Origin of the sequence: Streptomyces sp. SM11 (assembly GCF_002910905.1) — a bacterium.
Classification (GTDB): domain Bacteria; phylum Actinomycetota; class Actinomycetes; order Streptomycetales; family Streptomycetaceae; genus Streptomyces.
In genome coordinates this window covers 39,276-60,811 of the sequence record NZ_NEUE01000098.1, presented here as the reverse complement: position 1 = coordinate 60,811, position 21,536 = coordinate 39,276, and the positions used below count along the sequence as shown (strand labels likewise).

General features: G+C 69.3%; 16 protein-coding genes. 1 reads left to right on the top strand and 15 read right to left on the bottom strand.

Annotated features, from left to right (window positions below; translation table 11 throughout):
• Positions 1-35: 35 nt before the first annotated feature.
• The 14 genes from B9S58_RS06450 to B9S58_RS06385 form a co-directional block, all read right to left on the bottom strand.
• Positions 36-1,094 (bottom strand): hypothetical protein, encoded by a 1,059-nt coding sequence (locus B9S58_RS06450; RefSeq protein WP_258044203.1) that lies wholly within the window; start codon positions 1,092-1,094, stop codon positions 36-38.
• A gap of 204 nt (positions 1,095-1,298) precedes the next feature.
• A complete protein-coding gene (locus B9S58_RS06445; RefSeq protein WP_103531157.1) occupies positions 1,299-2,504 on the bottom strand; it encodes an ABC transporter ATP-binding protein in 1,206 nt (401 codons plus the stop codon).
• Positions 2,494-3,471 (bottom strand): ABC transporter ATP-binding protein, encoded by a 978-nt coding sequence (locus B9S58_RS06440; protein WP_103531156.1) that lies wholly within the window; start codon positions 3,469-3,471, stop codon positions 2,494-2,496. Before B9S58_RS06440 ends, B9S58_RS06445 begins: the two co-directional genes overlap by 11 nt.
• Before the next feature lie 13 nt (positions 3,472-3,484).
• Positions 3,485-4,462, bottom strand: coding sequence for an ABC transporter permease (locus B9S58_RS06435; protein WP_103531155.1), 978 nt, complete (start codon positions 4,460-4,462; stop codon positions 3,485-3,487).
• A complete protein-coding gene (locus tag B9S58_RS06430; RefSeq protein WP_103531154.1) occupies positions 4,455-5,378 on the bottom strand; it encodes an ABC transporter permease in 924 nt (307 codons plus the stop codon). The genes B9S58_RS06435 and B9S58_RS06430 overlap by 8 nt, the downstream gene beginning before the upstream one ends.
• 156 nt (positions 5,379-5,534) lie before the next feature.
• On the bottom strand, positions 5,535-7,166 hold the full coding sequence (locus B9S58_RS06425) for an ABC transporter substrate-binding protein (RefSeq protein WP_103531153.1): 1,632 nt from the start codon (positions 7,164-7,166) through the stop codon (positions 5,535-5,537).
• 183 nt (positions 7,167-7,349) lie between these two features.
• Positions 7,350-8,483 carry an ABC transporter ATP-binding protein gene (locus B9S58_RS06420; protein WP_103531152.1) on the bottom strand — a complete coding sequence of 378 codons (1,134 nt, stop codon included), beginning with the start codon at positions 8,481-8,483 and terminating at the stop codon, positions 7,350-7,352.
• Positions 8,476-9,534, bottom strand: coding sequence for an ABC transporter ATP-binding protein (locus B9S58_RS06415; protein WP_103531151.1), 1,059 nt, complete (start codon positions 9,532-9,534; stop codon positions 8,476-8,478). The genes B9S58_RS06420 and B9S58_RS06415 overlap by 8 nt, the downstream gene beginning before the upstream one ends.
• 11 nt (positions 9,535-9,545) lie before the next feature.
• Positions 9,546-10,490: an ABC transporter permease gene (locus B9S58_RS06410; protein ID WP_103531150.1), complete on the bottom strand. Its 945-nt coding sequence runs from the start codon at positions 10,488-10,490 to the stop codon at positions 9,546-9,548.
• Complete coding sequence (locus tag B9S58_RS06405) at positions 10,483-11,409, bottom strand: ABC transporter permease (protein WP_103531149.1); 927 nt, start codon at positions 11,407-11,409, stop codon at positions 10,483-10,485. Before B9S58_RS06405 ends, B9S58_RS06410 begins: the two co-directional genes overlap by 8 nt.
• A gap of 91 nt (positions 11,410-11,500) precedes the next feature.
• On the bottom strand, positions 11,501-13,129 hold the full coding sequence (locus tag B9S58_RS06400; protein WP_103531148.1) for an ABC transporter substrate-binding protein: 1,629 nt from the start codon (positions 13,127-13,129) through the stop codon (positions 11,501-11,503).
• Between the two features lie 505 nt (positions 13,130-13,634).
• Complete coding sequence (locus tag B9S58_RS06395; RefSeq protein WP_103531147.1) at positions 13,635-13,829, bottom strand: hypothetical protein; 195 nt, start codon at positions 13,827-13,829, stop codon at positions 13,635-13,637.
• Positions 13,830-14,029: 200 nt separating this feature from the next.
• Positions 14,030-15,901, bottom strand: a complete 1,872-nt coding sequence (typA, locus tag B9S58_RS06390; RefSeq protein ID WP_103531146.1) for a translational GTPase TypA — start codon at positions 15,899-15,901, stop codon at positions 14,030-14,032.
• A 400-nt stretch (positions 15,902-16,301) separates the two neighbouring features.
• Positions 16,302-18,761: an ABC transporter family substrate-binding protein gene (locus B9S58_RS06385; protein ID WP_103531145.1), complete on the bottom strand. Its 2,460-nt coding sequence runs from the start codon at positions 18,759-18,761 to the stop codon at positions 16,302-16,304.
• 360 nt (positions 18,762-19,121) lie between these two features.
• Here B9S58_RS06385 and B9S58_RS06380 point away from each other — a divergent pair, with 360 nt between their 5' ends.
• The gene (locus B9S58_RS06380) at positions 19,122-20,192 is read left to right on the top strand and encodes a LacI family DNA-binding transcriptional regulator (RefSeq protein WP_103531144.1); all 1,071 of its coding nucleotides are present in this window, start codon (positions 19,122-19,124) and stop codon (positions 20,190-20,192) included.
• 139 nt (positions 20,193-20,331) lie between these two features.
• On the opposite strand, the gene B9S58_RS06375 is transcribed toward B9S58_RS06380, so the two are convergent.
• A complete protein-coding gene (locus B9S58_RS06375; protein ID WP_103531181.1) occupies positions 20,332-21,342 on the bottom strand; it encodes an acetylxylan esterase in 1,011 nt (336 codons plus the stop codon).
• Positions 21,343-21,536 lie beyond the last annotated feature (194 nt).

Sequence of the window (21,536 nt, the reverse complement as noted above, 5' to 3'; positions counted from 1 at the left end):
CCGGCCCGGCACGCCCCGCGCTCCCCGTCACCGGCTCACCGGCCGGGCGGCGGGGGCGGGGGCCCGAATCCGCCGCCCGGCGGGGGCCCGAAGCCGGGGGCTGGGGCGGGCGGCTGACCGGGGGCCCCGTACGGCGGGTGGCCGGGAGGCTGGGCACCCCAGGGGCCGGCGCCACCGCCCCACGGGCCCGGGAGGCCGCCAGAGGCCCTGGGAGCGGCCTTGCGGGCGAGGATGAGGATCACGACGGACCCGACGAGGAGCGAGAAGACGAGGCTCAGCATGTTCAGCTGCGCCTCGATGTCCAGGTCGATGAACCGCTCGTACATCTCGTAATGGATGATGCGCGCCATGCCCAGCACGCCGTAGGAGAGCACGAACCCGCCCGCGATCAGGCCGAGCGGTCGCGCGTGGGCCGCACCGGCGACCGCGCCGACGGCCGCCACCAGGAGCATCAGGATGATGGTCCCGGTGACCCAGCCGGGCGGTCCCTCGGTCAACGAGATGGTCAGGGGCTTCCCGCCGATGAACCACTCGGGGTAGAGCTCGGACAGATAAGAGACGAACGGCTGCCGGATCTCCCAGGCGGCGAGGACCAACGCCTGGAATCCGAGGAGCAGGAAGGCGGCCACCCCCGCGCCGCGTCCGGGGCCGACGGGGCGCTCCCCGCCCTGCGGCACGGGGCGGCGGCCCGCCACCCCGGCGACGATCAGGGCGGCCGAGGCGACGAGCACGACGTACGTGGTGATCAGGGCCCGGTCGCGGAGCTCCTCCGGGGCCGGGGCGTCGGCGATGATCCAGGTACTGGGCAGCCGCAGGCCGAAGGTGACGACGCCGGTGACGATCAGGACCGAGGCGGCGGAGGCGGACCGGAGTGCCGCCACGGCGGCGGCGTAGGCCACCAGCAGGACGAGGCTGGTGGCCGAGGTGGTGGGCCGTGGCGCGTCCTGGAGGTCCGCGGTGCCCGCCCAGTAGTGCCAGACCGGCCCCGGGCCGCCGGCGGCCCGGATGTCCCGCACGAGCCAGGCGGTGATGAGTAGTGCCAGCACCGCGCACAGAACGGCGCCGGTGATTCTTGCTCCCCGTGTAAGTGTCACCCGGTGATACTCCGTTACCCCGAACGGATGAACAAGTGCGCTCGGGGACGGGGCCGGAAGCGGCGGGCGACCGGCCGGAGCGACAAGACGACGCCCCGGCCGGTCCACGGCACCCGCACGGCCGTACGCTGTTCAGCATGGAGCGTCCGCATATCGGTGCGACGACGGTGAAGTTGCCTGCTTGTTAACGAATCTGACGCCACCTCAAGGCGTTTCGTCCTCCGTGCGACCCGGCTCCTCCGTGCGACCGAGGACCTCCGTCGGCCCCGGGGCCTCCAGCTCGCCCTCCGGCGGCACCACCCGCTTCTCCTCCGCGAAGTGGCACGCGGAGTCGTGGCGGGCCGGGGTGTCGACGAGCCGGAACTCCGCGGGGACCGCGAGCAGCGGGACCTCCAGTTCGCACCGCTCCTGCGCCTTCCAGCACCGAGTGCGGAACCGGCAGCCCGAGGGGATGTTGGCGGGCGAGGGGACGTCGCCATGCAGGATGATCCGTTCCCGGTGGGCGCGGGCCGTCGGGTCCGGCACGGGGACGGCGGACAGCAGCGCCTGGGTGTACGGGTGGGTGGGGTGGTCGTAGATCTCCGCGTCGGAGCCGATCTCCACGATCCGGCCGAGGTACATCACGCCGACCCGGTCGGAGATGTGCCGGACGATCGAGAGGTCGTGGGCGATGAAGACGAAGCTGAGGCTGAACTCCGCCTGGAGCCGGTCCAGCAGGTTGACGACCTGGGCCTGTACGGACACGTCGAGCGCGGAGACCGGTTCGTCGGCGACGATGACCTCCGGGTTGAGGGCGAGGCCGCGGGCGATGCCGATGCGCTGGCGCTGGCCTCCGGAGAACTGGTGCGGATACCGGTTGATGTACTCCGGGTTGAGGCCGACGACGTCCAGCAGGTCCTGCACCTTCTGGCGGCGGCTGCCCTTGGGGGCGACCTCGGGGTGGATCTCGTACGGCTCCCCGATGATGTCGCCGACCGTCATCCGCGGGTTCAACGAGGTGTACGGGTCCTGGAACACCATCTGGATGTTGCGGCGCACGGCCTTCAGCGCCCGGCCGGACAGCTGGGAGATGTCCTCGCCCTTGTAGCGGATCGCGCCTGCGGTGGGGCGTTCCAGGTGGACGAGCATCCTGGCGACGGTCGACTTGCCGCACCCCGACTCCCCCACGATGCCCAGCGTCTCGCCCGCGTACAGGTCGAAGTCGACGCCGTCGACGGCCCTGACCGCGCCGATCTGCCGCTTGAAGAGGATGCCCTGGGTCAGCGGGTAGTGCTTGGCGAGGTCGCGGACCTGAAGGATCGGGTCGCCTTCCGTGTACGGAGTGACGGCGTCCTCGCGCGCCTTGGACAGCAGAGTGGAGCCGGCCGCGCCACCGCCTGCCCCCGCACTCTCGTCGCGGTCAGCGTGCATCGAGCGTCTCCTTCCAGAAGTGGCAGGCGCTCCGGCGCTGCTCGTCCACCTCGTAGAGCGGCGGCACGTCGCTGCGGCACACGTCCTGGGCCATCGGGCAGCGGGGGTTGAAGGCGCAGCCCGGCGGGATGCGTGTGAGGTTGGGCGGCAGGCCCCTGATCGCGTAGAGCTCCTGGCCCTTCTGGTCCAGGCGCGGGATCGACCGGAGGAGACCCTTGGTGTACGGGTGGGCGGGGGCCTGGTAGATCGCGTGGACGGGGGCGGTCTCGACGATGCGGCCCGCGTACATCACGGCGATCTTGTCGGCGACGTCGGCGACCACGCCGAGGTCGTGGGTGATCAGGATGAGGCCCATGTTCAGCTCGCGCTGGAGCTCGGCGAGGAGTTCCATGACCTGGGCCTGGACGGTGACGTCGAGGGCGGTGGTCGGCTCGTCGGCGATGATCAGGGACGGTTCCAGGGCCATCGCCATGGCGATCATGATGCGCTGGCGCATACCGCCGGAGAACTGGTGCGGGTAGTTGCCGACCCGCTCCTTGGCGGCCGGGATGCGGACGCGGTCCATCAGCTCGACCGACCTGGCCTTCGCGTCCTTGCGGGACATGCCGCGGTGCACGACGAACATCTCGCCGAGCTGCTCGCCGACGGTGAGGACCGGGTTCAGCGAGGACAGGGCGTCCTGGAAGATCATGGCCATCTCCTGGCCGCGGATCTTGCGCCGCTCCTCCGGCTTGAGCTTCAGCAGGTCCTGGTCCTTGAAGAGGATCTCCCCGCCGGTGATCTTCCCGGGCGGCATGTCGAGGATGCCCATGATCGCCTGGGCGGTGACGGACTTGCCGGAGCCGGACTCGCCGAGGACGGCGAGCGTCTCGCCCTCGGCCACCGAGTAGTTGACCCCGTTGACGGCCTTGGCGACGCCTTCGCGAGTGTGGAACTCCACGTGCAGATCGCGCACTTCGAGCAACATGGCAACCGGCTCCTCAGCGCAGCTTGGGGTCGAGGGCGTCGCGCACCGCGTCGCCGAGCATGATGAACGCGAGCACGGTGACCGCCAGCGCTCCGGCGGGCCAGAGCAGCATGTGCGGGGCGTTGCGGATGTAGTTGGCGGCCGCGGAGATGTCGATGCCCCAGGAGACGGCCGGGTCCTTCAGGCCGACGCCGAGGAAGGACAGGGTCGCCTCCAGTGAGATGTACGTGCCGAGCGCGATGGTCGCCACGACGATGACGGGGGCGATGGCGTTCGGGGTGATGTGGCGCAGCATCATGCGGGAGTTGGAGGCGCCCAGCGCGCGGGCCGCCTGGACGTAGTCGTTCTGTTTGGCGGTGATGACCGAGCCGCGGGCGATACGGGCGATCTGGGGCCAGCCGAGCAGGACGATGAAGCCGACGACGGGCCAGACGGTGGAGCTGGTGACGACGGACAGGAAGACCAGGCCGCCGAGGATGACGGGGATGCCGAAGAAGACGTCGGTGAGGCGGGAGAGGATCGAGTCCCACCAGCCGCCGAAGAAGCCCGCGAGCCCGCCGAACACACTGCCGAGGATCGCGACACCGAGGGTGGCGCAGACGCCGACGGTGACCGAGGTGCGGGTGCCGTACACGACCCGGGTGTAGACGTCGCGGCCCTGCGGGTCGAAGCCGAAGGGGTGGCCGGGCTCGGAGCCCTTCTGGGCGTCGTCCAGGTCGGCCTGGAGGGGGTCGCCGCTCGCGATGAGCGAGGGCCAGATCGAGATGATCACCAGGAAGGTGATGACCAGCGCGGAGATGATGAAGACCGGGTTGCGCCGCAGGTCCCGCCAGGCGTCCGACCAGAGGCTGCGCGGCTTTCCGGCCGGTCCTGTGCCGTCGGGGCCGCTCGGGTTCTTCTCCAGGCTGGTGCCCTCCTCCATGGCGAGGTCCGTCGCGCCGCCGGCGCCCGCCTGGGAGATCGCTTCGTCCGGGGTCTGCGGCTCAGGCATAGCGGATCCTCGGGTCGAGTACGGCGTACAGGAGGTCGACGATCAGGTTGGCGGCCAGGAAGACGAGGACGAGGATGGTGACGAACCCGACGACGGTCTGGGAGTTCTGGCGCAGGATCCCCTGGTAGAGCTGGTAGCCGACGCCGTGGATGTTGAAGATCCGTTCGGTGACGATGGCCCCGCCCATCAGGGCTCCCACGTCGGTGCCGATGAAGGTGACGACGGGGATCAGCGAGTTGCGCAGCAGGTGCCGTACGACGACCCGGCGGCGGGGCAGGCCCTTGGCGACGGCGGTGCGTACGTAGTCGGCGCGGGCGTTCTCGGCGATCGAGGTCCGGGTGAGCCGGGTGACGTAGGCGAGCGAGACCGAGGCGAGGACCAGTCCGGGGACGAGCAGTTCGTCGAAGGTGGGGTCCGCGGAGACCGAGGGCTTGATGATGCCCCATTTGACGCCCAGGAGGAGCTGGAGCAGCAGACCGGTGACGAAGGTCGGGACGGCGATGACGACCAGCGTCAGGATGAGGACGGTGGTGTCGACGGGGCGGCCGCGCCGCAGGCCGGTGACGACGCCGAGGCTGATGCCGATGACGACCTCGAAGACGATCGCGACGATGGTGAGCCGGATCGTGATGGGGAAGGCCGTGCCCATCAGCTCGGTGACCTTCTGCCCGTTGAACGCGGTGCCGAAGTCGCCGGTGAACACGTTGCCCATGTACGTGAGGTATTGCTGCCAGACCGGCTTGTCGAGGCCGAACTCGGAGCGCAGCTGGGCGGCGGTGGCCGGGTCGCACTGGCGGTCGCCGCAGAGGCCCGCGATGGGGTCGCCCATCACGTTCACCATGAGGAAGATCAACAGCGTGGTGCCGAAGAAGACGGGGATCATCTGCAGCAGCCGCCGGATCACATAACGTCCCATGAAGGGCTCCGGGGGTCGGGGCGGGCGGACGGACGACGTGGCGGGACCTCGGAGGTCCGGGCGGCCGGCCGGGCGGGGCGAGCGCGGCAACGGCGGTGCGGGTGCGCGGACGGCCGGGCGCGTGTCGGGCGTCCCGGCCGTCCGCGCCTCGGCGTGTCAGTTGACGGTGATCTCTTCGTAGACCGGGACGCTGAACGGGTTCAGCGCGACGTTGTCGACCCGGTCCGAGTAGCCGGCGCTGCCGTTCTGGTACCAGAGCGGGATGACCGGCATCTCCTCGACGAGGATCTTCTCCGCGTCCTGGAAGGTGGTGACGGCTTTCGCCTTGTCGCTCTCGGCGTTGGCCTCGTCGATCAGGTCGTCGAACTCCTGGTTGCTCCACTTGCCGTCGTTGGACGGGGCGTTGGTGTAGTAGAGCGGCTGGAGGAAGTTCTGGATCAGCGGGTAGTCCATCTGCCAGCCCGCACGCCAGGCACTGGTCAGCTTCTGGGTGGAGACCTGGGCGCGGAAGTCGGCGAAGGTGCCGACGGGGCCGCCGACGCAGGCCCTGTTGTCGCCCATGACGTTGTTGATGCTGTTGCAGACGGCGTCGACCCATTCCTTGTGGGAGCCGGTGTCCGCGTTGTACGAGATCTTCAGCTGGCCGCCGGGGATGCCGCCGCCCTCGTCGATCAGCTTCTTGGCCGCGGCCTTGTCGTACGTGCACTCCGTGCCGCAGAGCCCTTCGCTGAAGCCGCCCTCCTCGCCGAGGACCGGGGAGGTCCAGTCGGAGGCGGGGGTGCGGGTCTTCTGGAAGATCTGGTCGGTGATCTGCGGCCGGTTGATCGCCATCGACAGGCCCTGGCGGACCTTGCGCGCGTCGTCGGTGTCCCACTCCTCGTCGTAGAAGGGGAAGGCCAGGGTCTGGATGATGCCGGCGGGGGTGTTGATGTACCGGTCGCCGAGGTCCGTCTCGACGTTGCGGAGCTGGGAGGCGGGCACGTCGTCGACGAGGTCGAGGTTGCCCGAGGTCAGGTCGGTGTAGGCGGTGTTGTTGTCGGTGAAGACCTTGAGGTCGACGCCGCCGTTCTTCGCCTTGTCGTCACCCGGGTAGTCGTCCCACGTCCGCAGGCTCATCGAGGAGCCCTTGGCGTACGACTCGATGGTGTACGGACCGTTCCCCACGGGCTTGGAGAGCCAGGCGTCGTGGTCGTCGTAGAACGCCTTGGGCAGGGGGACGAAGGCGGAGTAGCCGAGGGTGTCGGGCCACAGGGAGAACTTCTGGGTGAGCTTGGCGGTGAAGGTCAGGTCGTCCACGACCTTCAGGCCGGACAGGGTCTCGGCGGAGGCGGATCCGGACTCCGGGTGGACCTGGTCGTAGCCCTCGATGTACTGGAAGAAGTAGGCGTTCTTCTGGTTGTTCTTCAGCGCGGCGCCGTAGTTCCAGGCGTCGACGAAGGACTCGGCGGTGACCTTCTCCCCGTTGGAGAACGTCCAGCCTTCCTTGAGCTTGATCGTGAAGTTCTGGGAGTCCGTCGTGTCGATGGACTCGGCGACCATGTTCTTGGCCTCGCCGGTCTTCGGGTCGTAGCGGATCAGTCCGCGGAAGACCATGTCGAGGACCTTGCCGCCCTGGACCTCGTTGGTGTTGGCGGGTTCCAGCGGGTTCTGCGGGTCTCCCCAGGAGGAGCTGACGATGCCGTCGGCGCCGCTGCCGCCGCTGCCGTCACCGCCGCCGCCACAGGCCGTCGCTGCAAGGGCGACGGCCACCGCACATGCGGCCCACCTGACCTGTGTGGCTCCGCGCATGAAGTGCCTCCTAGAGTCATCGAGTAGCTCAATGCCTCATATCACCCCATAACGTGACGTACCGCATGCCGGCTTACCCCGTACGGGCGGCGGTGCGGGCGGACGCGACGATGCCCGGCCCCCCTCGGGGAACCGGGCATCTGCCGTTGAGGAACCGGAAACGGTCACGCCGCGTGCGCTTCCTCAGCTGACAAGAACGGACCTCTCCTCCGCGAAGTGGCACGCCGACTCGTGCGTGGCGGGCGTGGTCCCCTCGACGAAGCGCTCGGGGATCGCCAGCAGGGGCTCCTCCGTCGCGCAGCGCTCCTCCGCCTTCCAGCACCGGGTGCGGAAGCGGCAGCCCGAGGGCGGGTTCGCCGGTGACGGGACGTCACCGGTCAGGATGATCCGGTCGCGTCCCTCACGGGCCGACGGGTCGGGGACCGGGACCGCCGACAGCAGCGCCTGGGTGTAGGGGTGCGTCGGGTGGTCGTAGATCTGCGTGTCCGTGCCGATCTCGGCCATCTTGCCGAGGTACATGACGCCGACCCGGTCGGAGATGTGCCGGACGATGGACAGGTCGTGCGCGATGAACAGGTAGGACAGCTTGAACTCGTCCTGGAGCTGCGCCATCAGGTTGATGACCTGCGCCTGCACCGACACGTCGAGCGCGGAGACCGGCTCGTCGCAGATGATGATCTCCGGGTTGAGCGCGAGGCCGCGGGCGATGCCGATGCGCTGGCGCTGACCGCCGGAGAACTGGTGCGGATACCGGTTGATGTACTCCGGGTTCAGCCCGACGACGTCCAGCAGGTCCTGCACCTTCCGGCGCCTGCTCTCCTTCGGGGCGACCTCGGGGTGGATCTCGTACGGCTCCCCGATGATGTCGCCGACCGTCATCCGCGGGTTCAACGAGGTGTACGGGTCCTGGAACACCATCTGGATGTTGCGGCGCACGGCCTTCAACGCCCGGCCGGACAGCTTGGTGATGTCCTGGCCCTTGTAGAAGACCTCACCGGCGGTGGCCCGCTCCAGCGTCATCAGGAGCCGCGCGACCGTGGACTTGCCACAGCCGGACTCCCCCACGATGCCCAGGGTCTCACCGGCGTACAGGTCGAAGGAGACCCCGTCGACGGCCTTGACCGCGCCGATCTGCTTCTTGAAGAGGATGCCCTGGGTCAGCGGGAAGTGCTTGACCAGGTTGCGCACCTGGAGGATCGGCTCGCCCCTGCCCATCGACTTGTCGAGGGCGGCTACGGCCTCCGCCCCGGCCGCCGGGGCCTTCACGTCGGAGACGTTCGGGGTGGCGTCCACGGGCTCCTTCTTGAGCTCAGCCATGGATCGTCTCCTTCCAGAAGTGGCACGCGCTGCCGCGGCCGACCAGCTCAAGGCCGTCCTGCTCGGTCACCGGAGCGAGCGGCGGAACGTCCGTGCGGCAGATGTCCTGCGCCTTGGGGCAGCGCGGGCTGAAGGCGCAGCCTTCGGGGATGCGGGTGAGGTTGGGCGGCAGGCCCTTGATCGCGTAGAGCTCCTCGCCCTTCTGGTCCAGGCGCGGGATCGAGTCCAGCAGCCCCCGCGTGTACGGGTGCGCCGGGCGGCTGTACAGCTCGCCGACCGGGGCCGTCTCCACGATCCGGCCCGCGTACATCACGGCGATCTTGTCCGCGACGTCGGCGACCACGCCGAGATCGTGGGTGATCAGGATCAGGCCCATGTTGTACTCGCGCTGGAGCTCGGCCAGCAGGTCCATGACCTGGGCCTGGACCGTCACGTCGAGCGCGGTGGTCGGCTCGTCCGCGATGATCAGGTCCGGCTCCAGGGCCAGCGCCATGGCGATCATGATGCGCTGGCGCATACCGCCGGAGAACTGGTGCGGGTAGTCCGTGACACGGGCCGCCGCCGCCGGGATCTTGACCTGGTCCATCAACTCGATGGCCTTGGCCCTGGCCGCCTTGCGGGAGAGGCCCTGGTGCACCTGGAACATCTCGCCGAGCTGGTAGCCGACGGTCAGGACCGGGTTCAGCGCGGAGAGCGCGTCCTGGAAGATCATCGCGATCTTCCGGCCGCGGATCTTCCGCCACTCCTCGTTGGACATCTTCAGCATGTCCTGGCCGCGGAAGAGGATCTCCCCCTGGGTGATCTTCCCGGGCGGCATGTCGAGGATGCCCATGATCGCCTGGGCGGTGACGGACTTGCCGGAGCCGGACTCGCCGAGCACCGCGAGGGTCTCGCCGGCGCTGACGGTGTAGTTCGCACCGTTGACGGCCTTGGCGACACCCTCGCGGGTGTGGAACTCGACGTGCAGGTCACGGACTTCGAGCAGCGGACCCTGATGGTCCTCGTCGCTGCGGGGAGCGGGGACGTTCGCAGTATTTTCCATGGTGGTCACGTACGCCTCCCTCAGCGCAGCTTGGGATCGAGGGCGTCGCGGACCGCGTCGCCGAGCATGATGAACGCCAGCACGGTGACGCTGACGAAGCCGGCCGGGAAGAGCAGCGGGTGCAGCGACTCGCGGATCCGCCCCAGGGACTGGTTGATCATGACGCCCCAGGAGATGGTCGGCTCCTGAATACCGACACCGAGGAAGCTGAGCGTCGCCTCGGCCGAGATGATCACGCCGAGCGAGATGGTCGCCAGCACGATCAGCGGGGTCAGCGCGTTCGGCAGCACGTGCCGGAACATCAGGCGGCCGGTGGAGGCGCCGAGCGAGCGAGCGGCGGTGACGTAGTCGGCCTGCTTGGTCTGCATGGCGGTGGACCTCATGATGCGGGCCATGCTCATCCAGCCGAGCACGGTGAGCGCGGTGAGCACACCCCAGATGCCGCCGATACGGAAACCGTCGTCGTCGCGGAAGCTGTTGAGGATCACGATGGCGCCGACCAGGAACGGAATGCCCATCACGATGTCGATGCCGCGGGAGATGATCGCGTCGATCCACCTGCCGTAGAACCCGGAGACGAGGCCGAGGACCAGGGCTATGAGTGCCGAGCCCAGGGTGGCGAGGACGCCGACCGTGATGGACGTCCGGGCTCCGTGGATGGTGCGGGCGTAGACGTCGCAGCCACGGGCGTCGTATCCGAACCAGGCGTCGGCGCTCGGCTTCTGCAACGACCGGCCCAGCTCGCACAGTTGCGGGTCGGCGCTGGCGAACAGGGTCGGGAACGCGGCCATGGCGACCAGCACCAGGATGATGCCGGAGGAGAACAGGAAGAGCGGCCGGCGCACGAGGTCGCGCACGGCGTCCTGGAGCAGGCTGCGCGGCTTGGCCAGTTCCTTTGCCGGGGCCTTCGGGGCCGGGGCCTCGCCGGACGCCGGAGCGACGGAAGTCTTGGTTGCGTCAGGCATAGCGAATCCTCGGGTCAAGCACGGCATAGAGCAGGTCCACGACGAGCGCCATCACCACGTAGACGACGACGAGCAGGGTGACGAAGCCGACCAGTGCGGGTCCGTCCTCGATCTGGATCGCCTTGAAGAGGTTGTAGCCGACACCGGGGATGTTGAAGATCCGCTCGGTGACGATGGCTCCGCCCATGAGGGTTCCCAGGTCCGCGCCGAGGTAGGTGACCACGGGGATCAGCGAGTTCCTCAGGACATGGATCCCGGTGATCCGGGACGGGGAAAGGCCCTTCGCCTTGGCCGTACGCACGTAGTCCATCCGCAGGTTCTCCGCGACGGAGGCCCGTGCCAGGCGTGCGATGTAGGCGAGCGAGACGGAACCGAGCACCAGGCCGGGCAGGAGGTAGCTGTAGAAGCCCTCGTTGGTCCCCGAGACGGGGAAGATGCCGGCCTTGACGCCCAGGAAGATCTGGCTGACCTGACCGAGGACGAAGATCGGGATAGCGATGACGGTCAGCGTGGAGAGCAGGACGAGGTTGTCCAGGAACTTCCCGCGCCGCATGCCCGCCATCACACCGGCGGCGACACCGATGATCATTTCGAAGACGAAGGCGATACCGGCGATGCGGAGGGTCTCCGGCCACGCGTCGGCGATCATTTCGCTGATGGGACGGGAGCCGCTGAGGCTCGTCCCGAAATCTCCCTGGACCAGACCCGCGAGGTAGTAGCCATAGCGGATGGGCAGGGGGTCGTCCAGGTGGTACTGCGCGGTCAGCGCAGCTCTGGTGCCCTCCGGGACAGGTCGCTCTCCGTACAGGTTCTGTACCGGATCGCCGCCCATGGCGGTGACGAGAGCGAAGACCAGAAAGGTGGTCCCGATAATGACCGGGAGCATCTGGAGCAGCCGTCTTGCGACGTAGCGGCCCATGGTTCCTCCTCGTGGGAACGACGGGGGGCGGATTGGGTCCGCCCCCCGTCGTCAGGCCCTATGTTCTTGACTGCGTCAGGTAAGACGCAGGTCAGGACTTCTCAACCTTGGTGAGCTCAACCTGGTTGAACAGGTTCATCTCCACGTTCTTCACGTTGGTCGAGTGACCGAAGACGTTCTTGCCGAAGCGCAGCGGGATGACCGGCATTTCCTTGGCGAGGATGTCCTCAGCGGCCTGCCACTTGGTGATGGCCTCAGCCTCGGTCTTCGCCTCGCGGCCCTCCTGGACCAGGCGGTCGAAGTCCTTGTTGCTGTAGCCGTAGTAGTTCGAGGAACCGTTGCTGCTGAACAGCGGGCCCAGGTAGTTCTCCATGGACGGGTAGTCCATGATCCAGCCCAGGCGGAACATGCCGGAGAACTTCTTGTTCTCGACCTGCGTCAGCAGCTCGGCGAACTTCGGCACGGCCTGGCTCACGCAATCCAGGTTCAGGTTCTTCTTGAGCTGGTCACACGTGGCGTTGATCCACTGCTCGTGACCGCCATCGGCGTTGTGCCCGATGTTGATCTTGTTGCCGTCGATGCCACCGGCCTCGTCGAGCAGCTTCTTCGCGGCGGCCGGGTCGAACTTGCAGGCCTCGCCACAGGTGTCCTCGCGGTAGCCGCCCACGACCGGGGAGACGAAGGAACGCGCGGAGGACTGCGAGTCCTGGAAGACGACCTTGATGATCTCGTCGCGGTCGATGGCCATCGAGATGGCCTTGCGGACGCGCGCGTCGCTGTACTTCTTGTCGTACGTCGGGAAGGCGACGAACTGGAAGGTGGAGGCCGTCGACGTCTTGAAGCGGTCGCCGAGCTCACCCGGAGCGGTGCCCATGACCTCGGTCGGGATCTGGTCCACGATGTCGAGGTTGTTGGCGAGCAGGTCGTTGTACGCGGTGTTCTGGTCCTGGAAGATCCGGAACTCGACCTTGTCGACCTTCGGCTTGTCGCCGAGCTTGTAGTCCTTGAAGGCCTTGACCTTCACGAACTTGTCGTGGCTCCACTTGCCGTCCATCTGGAACGGACCCTGGCCGATCGGGGCTTCCTCGTACGCCTTGATGTCGGCGAGCGCGGACTCCGGCATCGGGTAGAAGACCGTGTAGCCCAGGACGGACTTGTAGCCGGCGAACGGCGCCTTGAGCGTGACCTCGATGGTCTTCTCGTCGAGCGCCTTGAGGCCCGAGAGCTCCTTGGCAGACGGCTCGGGGGCCTTCTTCGGGCCCTCCTCGCCGTCCGGGTCGACGGGGTTCATCTCGTCGTAGCCCTGGATGGTGTCGAAGAAGTAGTTGCCGTCGGCCACGTTCGGGCCGTAGGCGCCCCAGTTCCAGGCACCGACGTAGTCCTTGGCGGTGACGGGCTTGCCGTCGTGCCAGGTGGCGTCCTTGAGCTTGATCGTCCAGACCTTGTTGTCCGGGCTCTCGATGGACTCCGCGGCGGCCAGCACCGGCTCGTTCTTCGCGTCGAACTCGACCAGCGGGGTGAACAGGCCCGAAAGGACCTGCGAGCCACCGGACTCGGTGGCCGCCTGCGGGATGAGTCGCTTGGGCTCGGCGATGTTCATGCTGAACCCGCCGCCGGACTTGCCGTCGCTCTCACTGTCGCCATCGCTACCGCTACCGCTGCAAGCGGTTGCGGCCAGGGCGACGACTATCGCGCACCCGACCATCTTGGAACCACGCATGGGTTCTCCTCCTCATGAGTCCACTTTTGATCACGGCAAGAGGGGTACTGGTACGTCGCCGACACCCCTGACGGCGATGAACAGTGACCCCGAAGTGTGCTCGTGAGCCGGCGCTCCCCACAGCGCGTGACCCATTGACCCGAGCTCAATGGAGCCAACTATTGAGTACGGCCGGGCCGTAAACCACACTTAAAGGGTCTCGGTTTGACAACATCACCGACCCGCACATGCCCGAAATCCGGACAAAGTGATCCTAGACAGACGCCCGCGAAACGGACTGTTGGCGCAACTTCCGGAGCACGGTGGTCGCTATCCGGACATCGGCGCAGCAGCCGGACGACCAAAAGGAGTTGCCCCGAGACCATGCTCATGCCGGTGACACTTCTCACGAAGCAGGGACGATAAGCGACGAACGGCCCGGCCGTCGCGGTGAATCTACGACGGCCGGGCCGCATACGCACTGACGGACCGCCAACTCGCGGCTGTACGTTCCGGCGCGGGTTTGTCAGCTGTTCAGGCAGGTCACTCGGGTGGCCCGAGGGGTGTACCGCGTCGTCACGTACCGCACGGACCCCACCTGGCGCCGGCCGTTGCCGCTCGCGGCCCAGCCCCGGAACCGCTGGTCGCAGGCGTACGCGGCGACGGTCGCGCATTCGGTTCGCGGGGCGTTGCGGATGGTGATGCCGACCGTGGTGGTCACCGTGTACGTGCACCACTCCAGCCGCGGGGGCCTCGATGGCCGCGACGGTACGGAATCCGATGATCATGGCGCGGTTGCAGGGCTTGACGATCAGGGGTGCACGGTCACAGCTTCGCCCGGAACGCCCTGTCCGGAAGGGGGGAGCAGCCCCCGTCCCGGCCCGGGCGCTGTGTGCTGTCACAGCGCCCGGCACGGGTACGTCAGCGCTTGGCGCGGGAGGCGGTGCGGCCGCGCTCCTTCTGGTCCAGGACGACCTTGCGGATACGCACGGTCTCCGGGGTCACCTCGATGCACTCGTCCTCGCGGCAGAACTCCAGGGACTGCTCCAGCGACAGCTTGCGGGCCGGGACCACGTTCTCCGTGGTGTCCGCGGAGGCCGCACGCATGTTGGTGAGCTTCTTCTCCTTGGTGATGTTCACGTCCATGTCGTCGGCGCGGGAGTTCTCGCCGACGATCATGCCCTCGTAGACCTCGGTGCCGGCCTCGGTGAAGATGACACCGCGCTCCTGGAGGTTGACCATCGCGAACGGCGTGACGGAGCCCGAACGGTCGGCCACCAGCGAGCCGTTGTGGCGGGTGCGCAGGTCGCCGAACCACGGCTCGTGCCCCTCGAAGATCGAGTGCGCGATGCCGGTGCCGCGGGTCTGGGTCAGGAACTCCGTACGGAAGCCGATGAGGCCGCGGGACGGCACGATCCACTCCATGCGGACCCAGCCCGAACCGTGGTTCGTCATCGTCTCCATACGGCCCTTGCGGGTCGCCATGAGCTGCGTGATGGCACCGAGGTGCTCCTCGGGCGAGTCGATCGTCATGCGCTCGATCGGCTCGTGCGTCTTGCCGTCGACCTGCTTGGTGACGACCTCGGGCTTGCCGACGGTCAGCTCGAAGCCCTCGCGGCGCATCTGCTCGACCAGGATGGCGAGCGCGAGCTCACCACGGCCCTGGACCTCCCAGGCGTCGGGACGCTCGGTGTCCAGGACGCGGAGCGAGACGTTACCGATCAGCTCGCGGTCCAGGCGGTCCTTCACCTGGCGGGCGGTGACCTTGTGGCCCTTGCCCCCCTTGCCGACGAGCGGCGAGGTGTTGGTGCCGATGGTCATCGAGATGGCCGGCTCGTCGACCGTGATCAGCGGGAGCGCGACCGGGTTCTCGGGGTCGGCCAGGGTCTCGCCGATCATGATGTCCGGGAATCCGGCGACGGCGCAGATGTCGCCCGGGCCCGCCACCTCGGCCGGCTTGCGGGTGAGCGCCTCGGTCATCATCAGCTCGGTGATGCGGACGTTGGACATGGTGCCGTCACGCTTGATCCAGGTGACGGTCTGGCCCTTGCGCAGCTCGCCCTGCTCGACGCGGCAGAGCGCGATACGGCCGAGGAAGTTGTCGGCGTCCAGGTTGGTGACGTGTGCCTGGAGCGGCGCGTCCGCGTCGAACTCCGGGGCGGGGACGTGCGACAGGATCGTGGTGAAGAACGGCTCCAGGTTGTCGCTGTCCGCCGGGACGGTGCCGTCCTCGGGCTTGGTCAGCGAGGCGACGCCGTCACGCGCACAGGCGTAGACGATCGGGAACTCGATCTGCTCCTCGTCCGCGTCCAGGTCCAGGAACAGGTCGTACGTCTCGTCGACGACCTCGGCGATCCGGGAGTCGGGGCGGTCCGTCTTGTTGATGCACAGGATGACCGGCATCTTCGCGGCCAGCGCCTTGCGCAGCACGAAGCGGGTCTGGGGCAGCGGGCCCTCGGAGGCGTCGACGAGCAGCACGACCGCGTCCACCATCGACAGACCACGCTCGACCTCGCCGCCGAAGTCGGCGTGGCCGGGGGTGTCGATGATGTTGATCGTGATCGGGTCCCCGCCGTCCTTGGGGTGATACTTCACCGCCGTGTTCTTGGCGAGGATCGTGATGCCCTTCTCACGCTCCAGGTCGTTCGAGTCCATCATGCGGTCGTCGAGGTGCTCGGCGGCGTGGGCGGCGAACGCCCCGGCCTGCTTGAGCATGGCGTCGACCAGCGTGGTCTTGCCGTGGTCGACGTGGGCGACGATGGCTACGTTACGGATGTCGTGGCGCGTGGGCATGGGTGGCTTGCGCTTCTCTCGGATCGTGGGATCAGGCGTCTCAGTCGGTCTTCGAGTCCTCGTACGCCCGCCGGGCGGCACGCCACGGCTCGTACCATCGTACGGGCCTTGGGCCCGCCGGGCTTCCCGGGCCGATCCACAGAGGCGGTCTTCCCGTGTGATTCAGGCGATATTCAGCCGGTGTCAACGTACTGCCAAGCCCGTCGAAGGGCCGGAACACGGGCGGAACTGCGGGGGAACCCGCGGAGTGACCCGCGGGCGGAACTGTGAGGGTGAGGAGTGGTGAAACGATGAACGGCCCGGGTCAGGGCAGACACCACACTGCCCGCCGGGCGAACCGGCGGGCAAGGGTTTTGAGGTGCATCAGAGCTTGGCGGCGGGAGTAGGTGGTGCTTGGCCGCTACTTCTTGCGGTCTGCGGGGGAACCTGCCGCTTGCCGGTTCTTGAACCCGATGTCCTGATACCGGGGGGCCGCGAAACCGAACGCCCCGACGTTCGCGAGCTTCTTGTCGACCGCGACGAGCTGCGGGCGCTGGAAGAGCGGAATCGATCCGGCGGCGGCCCAGATCCGGGCGTCCGCCTGCTTCATCAGCTCCCGTGCGGCCTTCTCGTCCAGCTCGGCGGCGGCCTGGTCGAAGAGCTGGTCGATGTGGTCGGTGCCGACCCGGGTGTAGTTCTGCTCCACGAGGAGCGATCCGTCGGTGGCGGGCTCCGGCTTGGCGTAGATCGGGCGCCCGTCGGTGGCCGGGTAGGCGGTGGCGGGCCACGAGTAGAGCGCCAGGTCGTACTCGCCGGAGGCGATGTGGTCCTTGAAGTAGCTCTCGTCGGGGACCTTGGTGATCTCCGTGCCGATGCCGATCTTCTCCAGCATCACCGCGATCCTGTCGCCGACGCTGCGCAGCGACTGGGAGCCGGGCCCGGCGGGGAGCACGAAGCGCAGGGTCAGCGTCTTGCCGTCCTTGCCGAGCTGCCCCTTGGCCGCGGCGGGCGCCGGGGCGGCGGTGCCGACGGGGGCGTACGCTCCGGCGGCTCCCCCGGGCTGCTTCTCCTGGGCGGCGACGGCGCCGTCCTCACCGAGGGTACCGGCCTGGCGGAGGAGGGTGGCGCCCTGGGCGGCTGCCGTCCGGGCGGGGGCGAGGACGTGGACGGCGGAGGCACCACCGGTGGCGGCAGGGGCGTGGGCGCCGGGCTTGTTGTCCTCGCCGACGATGTAGAGGCCCTCGGCGCGGGAGGCGGCGCTGTCCTCGGAGGCCTGGTCGGCCTTCTTGCGCTCTGCTGCGGAGTCCTCGCTGTTCCCGTCGTCCTTCTTCCCCGCCTTCTCCTCCTCGGCTTCCTTGGTCTCCTTCTCGGCCTTCTCGCTCTTCGCGTCCTTGTCTTCCTTCGCGTCCTCGGCGGTCTTCTTCTCCGCTTCGGCGTCTCCCTTGTCGCCCTTGCCTTCCTTGTCGCCCTTCTTCTCCGCCTCGCTGCCCGCCTTGGTGTCCTTGGGCGGCTGGGCCGCGCCGCCCCGGGTCCAGCCGGCGTCCGCCAGCAGGGCCTGGGCCTCCTTGGTGTCCTGGTCGCCGAGCGCCCCGCTGCCGTCCTTGTACCCGGGCTGCCCCGCGAGGGCCAGGTGGCTGCCGAGCGGCTTCGCCGGAAGGCCCAGCGGCCCCAGCACCGTCTGGGCCAGCTCCTGGCGGTCCAGGGCGCGGGCCACCGCCCGGCGGACCCGGTCGTCGGCGAGCGGGCCGGACTCACCGTTCAGCGCGAGCTGGGTGTAGGCGGGCTCCAGGGACTTGCGGACGGCGAAGTCGCGCAGGGCCTTCTGTTCCGCGGTGTACGCGATGACGGCCTTGCGGTTCTTCTCCCGGGCGGCCTGCGCGATCTCCGCGGCCTCCTCGTCGGAGCCGTGTGCCAGGGCCCAGGAGCGCAGGGCCTCGGCGGGCGTGGTCCCGGAGCCCGGGCCGTGGGCGAGCGGCTGGCCGTTGCCGCCCCGGTCACGGCGGGCCAGGGCGATGCGGCCGGCGGTGGCCGCGTCGATGTCGGCGACGTCCACCGTGCCGTCGGCGAGCGCCTGGGTGCGGTCCTTGGGGGCGACCGCCCGGAAGACGAGGGTGTCCAGCTTGGCCTTGTCGCCCCACCAGCGCGGGTTGCGGGCCAGTGTGACGGCGCCCTTGGACTTGCTGACGCCACGCAGGACGAAGGGCCCGGCGGTGTTCTTCAGGGTGGTGCGCGCGCCGTCGTTGAAGGCGTCCGGCGAGCCGGTGATCTCCTTCGGGTAGAGCGGCGAGAACAGCGAGCGCCAGTCCGCGTACGGCTTGGAGAACGTGACCCTCACCTGTAGGTCGTCCGCGCCGCGCTCGATCTTCTCGATCCGCTCGTAACCGGAGTTGCGGGCGGTCCAGAACGCGGAGTCCTTGCCGCTGAGCGCCCGCCACTGGGCGACGAAGTCGGGGGCCCCGATCTCCCGCCCGTCGCTCCACACCGCCTGCTGGTTGAGCTTGTAGAGCACGACCTGCTTCGGCTCGCGCTCGATGACCTTCGCGGACTCCAGGTAGTCCGGATTGAGCTTCGGCTGCCCGGACCTGTCCATCGGGAAGAGGGACGGGAGCAGGGCTCCGGTGATCCGGGTGGTGGCGCTGTCCGCGTCCGCCTGGAAGGCGTTGAAGGTGGCGGGCAGCGCGTCCACCGCCCAGTTCACCGTCGAGCCGTCGGCGACCGCCTCGCGGGCGGCGGGCGCGATGTCCTGGGGCACGCCCCGGGAGGTCTCCTCGCTGCCGGAGCTGCAGCCCGCCAGCACCGGGATCGTGAGCACCCCCGTCGTGAGGAGCGCGACCGATCGGCGCTTTCGGACCGTCCCGCGCGGGACGCCGACGTGGGACATGGCTGATACCTCCGGGGCCGGCCCGGACCACCCCGTACCGGAATGGACCGGATAGTGCGTATGTGGTGGCATTTGCAGTTGATCACACTGATTCCTTCCGCCCACTGAAAACGCCCCCTCGCGCGAGGGGGCGCAGACACGACGGGCGGGAGCCGCAAGCTCACCCGACCGGAGGAACGTTTCGCTCGACACGACCCGCGCGACGCCGGGAGGCCTTGCTCGTCGCACGGCCCAGGATCTAGGGTGAATGCGCTTTCACGAGCCTCGTGATCGCATCGGCCGGCGAACACGCCGCCGGACCGGTGACGGCAACCGCGCCCGGCGCGGGCGCCGCGGAAGAAGAAGCGGACGGACGGTCGAGTGAGCGCCCCCACGGTGTACGACGTCGCCGAGCGGTCGGGCGTCTCCATTGCCACGGTCTCCCGGGTCTACCGGAACCCTGATTCCGTACGCGTGCAGACCCGCGAGAAGGTCATGGAGGCGGCCCGCGAGCTGGGATACGTGCCGAGCGGCAGCGCCCGGGGCCTGGCCAGCCGGACCACGGGCGTGCTCGGGCTGTGCTTCCCCGACTACGCGGACCCGGACGCCGAGACCGCCGCGGCGGCGAGCGACGCGGACGACGACCAGGCCGTGATGCTCTACTCCGACCAGATCATCCGCGGCATGGAACGGGCGGCCCGGCGGCACGGCTACGCCCTGCTGATCGCCGCCTCGCTGGAGGGCGGGCCCGAGAGCCTGGTGGCGAAGGTCGCGGGGCGGGTCGACGGGTTCGCGGTACTGGCGCGGACCGTGCCGACCGAGGACCTGGAGGTCATATCGCGCCGGCTGCCCGTGGTGATGCTCGCCGGACCGCGCGAGATCGACCACCTGGACCACATCGTGGTGGCCAACGCCGAGGGCGAGCGCGAACTGACCCGCCACCTGATCGAGGACCACGGGCTGCGCCGGCTGGCGTTCATCGGCGGCGAGGAGAACTCACCGGACGCCCAGGCCCGGTTCCGGGGCTTCCGGGAGGCGTGCCGGGACGCGGGCCTTCCGGTGCCCTCCCGGCCGGAGCTGCGCGCCGGGATGATGACGCAGGCCGAGGGCGCGCTGGCGGCGGGCGCCCTGCTGGACCGGTCGGAGAGCGCGGGGGTGGAGCGGCCGGAGGCGATGCTGTTCGCCAACGACCAGATGGCGGTCGGCGCACTCCAGGCGCTGGAGCGGCGCGGGGTGCGGGTGCCGGAGGACATCGCCGTGACCGGGTTCGACGGGATCCCGCTGAGCCGGATCGTCCGCCCGCCCCTGACGACCGTCCGGCAGCCGATCCGGCGGCTGGGCGAGCAGGCGGTGGAGTTGCTGGTGCAGCGCTTGGCGGACCCGGGCCGCGCGCCGGTCTCGCTGGAGCTGCCGGTCTCGGTGACGCGGCGGGCCAGCTGCGGCTGCGGGTGAACCGGGGCGCGCCGCCCGCCCCGGACCTCCTGCCCGTCGTGCCGTCGTCGCCACCCAGGGCGCGTCCGGCGGATCAGGACCGGGGTGGGACCGGGGCGACACCGGGTGATCACGGCACGAGCCGTGGCCCGCGGCCGCGTCAGGCGGGGCTCAGCCGCTCCCCGAAGAACCGCGTCCGGTTCGCGTCCAGTTCCGCCGCCTCGGCCGCCATCCCCCGGTACGCGAAGTGCCCCGCCGTCAGCACCTGGAGCTCGCGCTCGCCGGCCAGCGCGTTGTGCACGGCGAACTGCCCCGGCGGCGGCACGGACGGGTCGAACAGCGCGGCCGCGACCAGCGTGGGCAGCGTCAGCCGGGTCGCCGCCGTCGCCGCGTCGAAGTAGCCGAGGACATCCGTGACCTCGGGGTGTTCGCGGTGGTGCGCCCGGACCGCCTCACCGCTGCCCGCGCAGGGCAGGGTCAGTCGCAGCGGGTGGCTGCCGAAGGTGGGGACCGTGAGCTGGGCCGCACCGAAGCGGTCGTCCCAGGGCAGCGCGAGGGCCCCGAGCCCGCCGCCGAAGCTCTCGCCCAGGTAGCCGAGGCGGGGCCCGCCCGGGAGGCCGGCTCCCACCAGTTCCGGGACGAGGGCCGTGAGTGCGGAGGCGGCGCACCACAGGTCGGCCGCGCAGTCGCCGATGACGTAGGTGTCGCGGGAGCCGATGCCGTGCAGGACATGCTCGTCGGCCAGGTCGGGGATGGAGTCGACCCGGCCCCGCACCCCCATGCCCCGTACGCACGGCAGGATCGCGGCGGCCCCGGGCAGCGGCGCCGGAAGGTCGCGGCCGGGCTCCTGGCGGCCGCCGTAGCCGTGCCCGACGACGAATCCGTACCGCACAGGCCCCTCGGCGGGCAGGGCGAGCCAGCCGCCGAGCCGGACGCCGCCCACGGAAGCGTAGGTCACGCCGTGGATCCGTACGCCGTCGCGCTCCTCCTCCGCCAGGCCGAGGACCGGCCGCGGGTCGACCGCGCGGGCACGCGCGTACCGCCCCCGCCAGAAGGCGTCGAAGCCGTCGGGAGCGGGCGGGGCGGGGATGTTCAGCAGGGCGTCCGGCGCGTCGTACCCGTAGCCCGGGTCGAACGGGAAGCCGTGGGAGAACGCGACGGATGAGGCCATGCCGCGAGGGTAGAGGCCGACCACGCCCGCGCCGGGCACGGGCTCCCGGAGCGACGAATCGGTCACATCGCCTGTTGCTCCACAAACAGCGCGTTTACGGTTCACCAACAAGGCGTCAGGCTGTCGAGCACGTTGCACGAGTGTGACCCAGCACCCTCTTGCGGATTCCCAAGCGCCTGGCACAGAGTGATGTA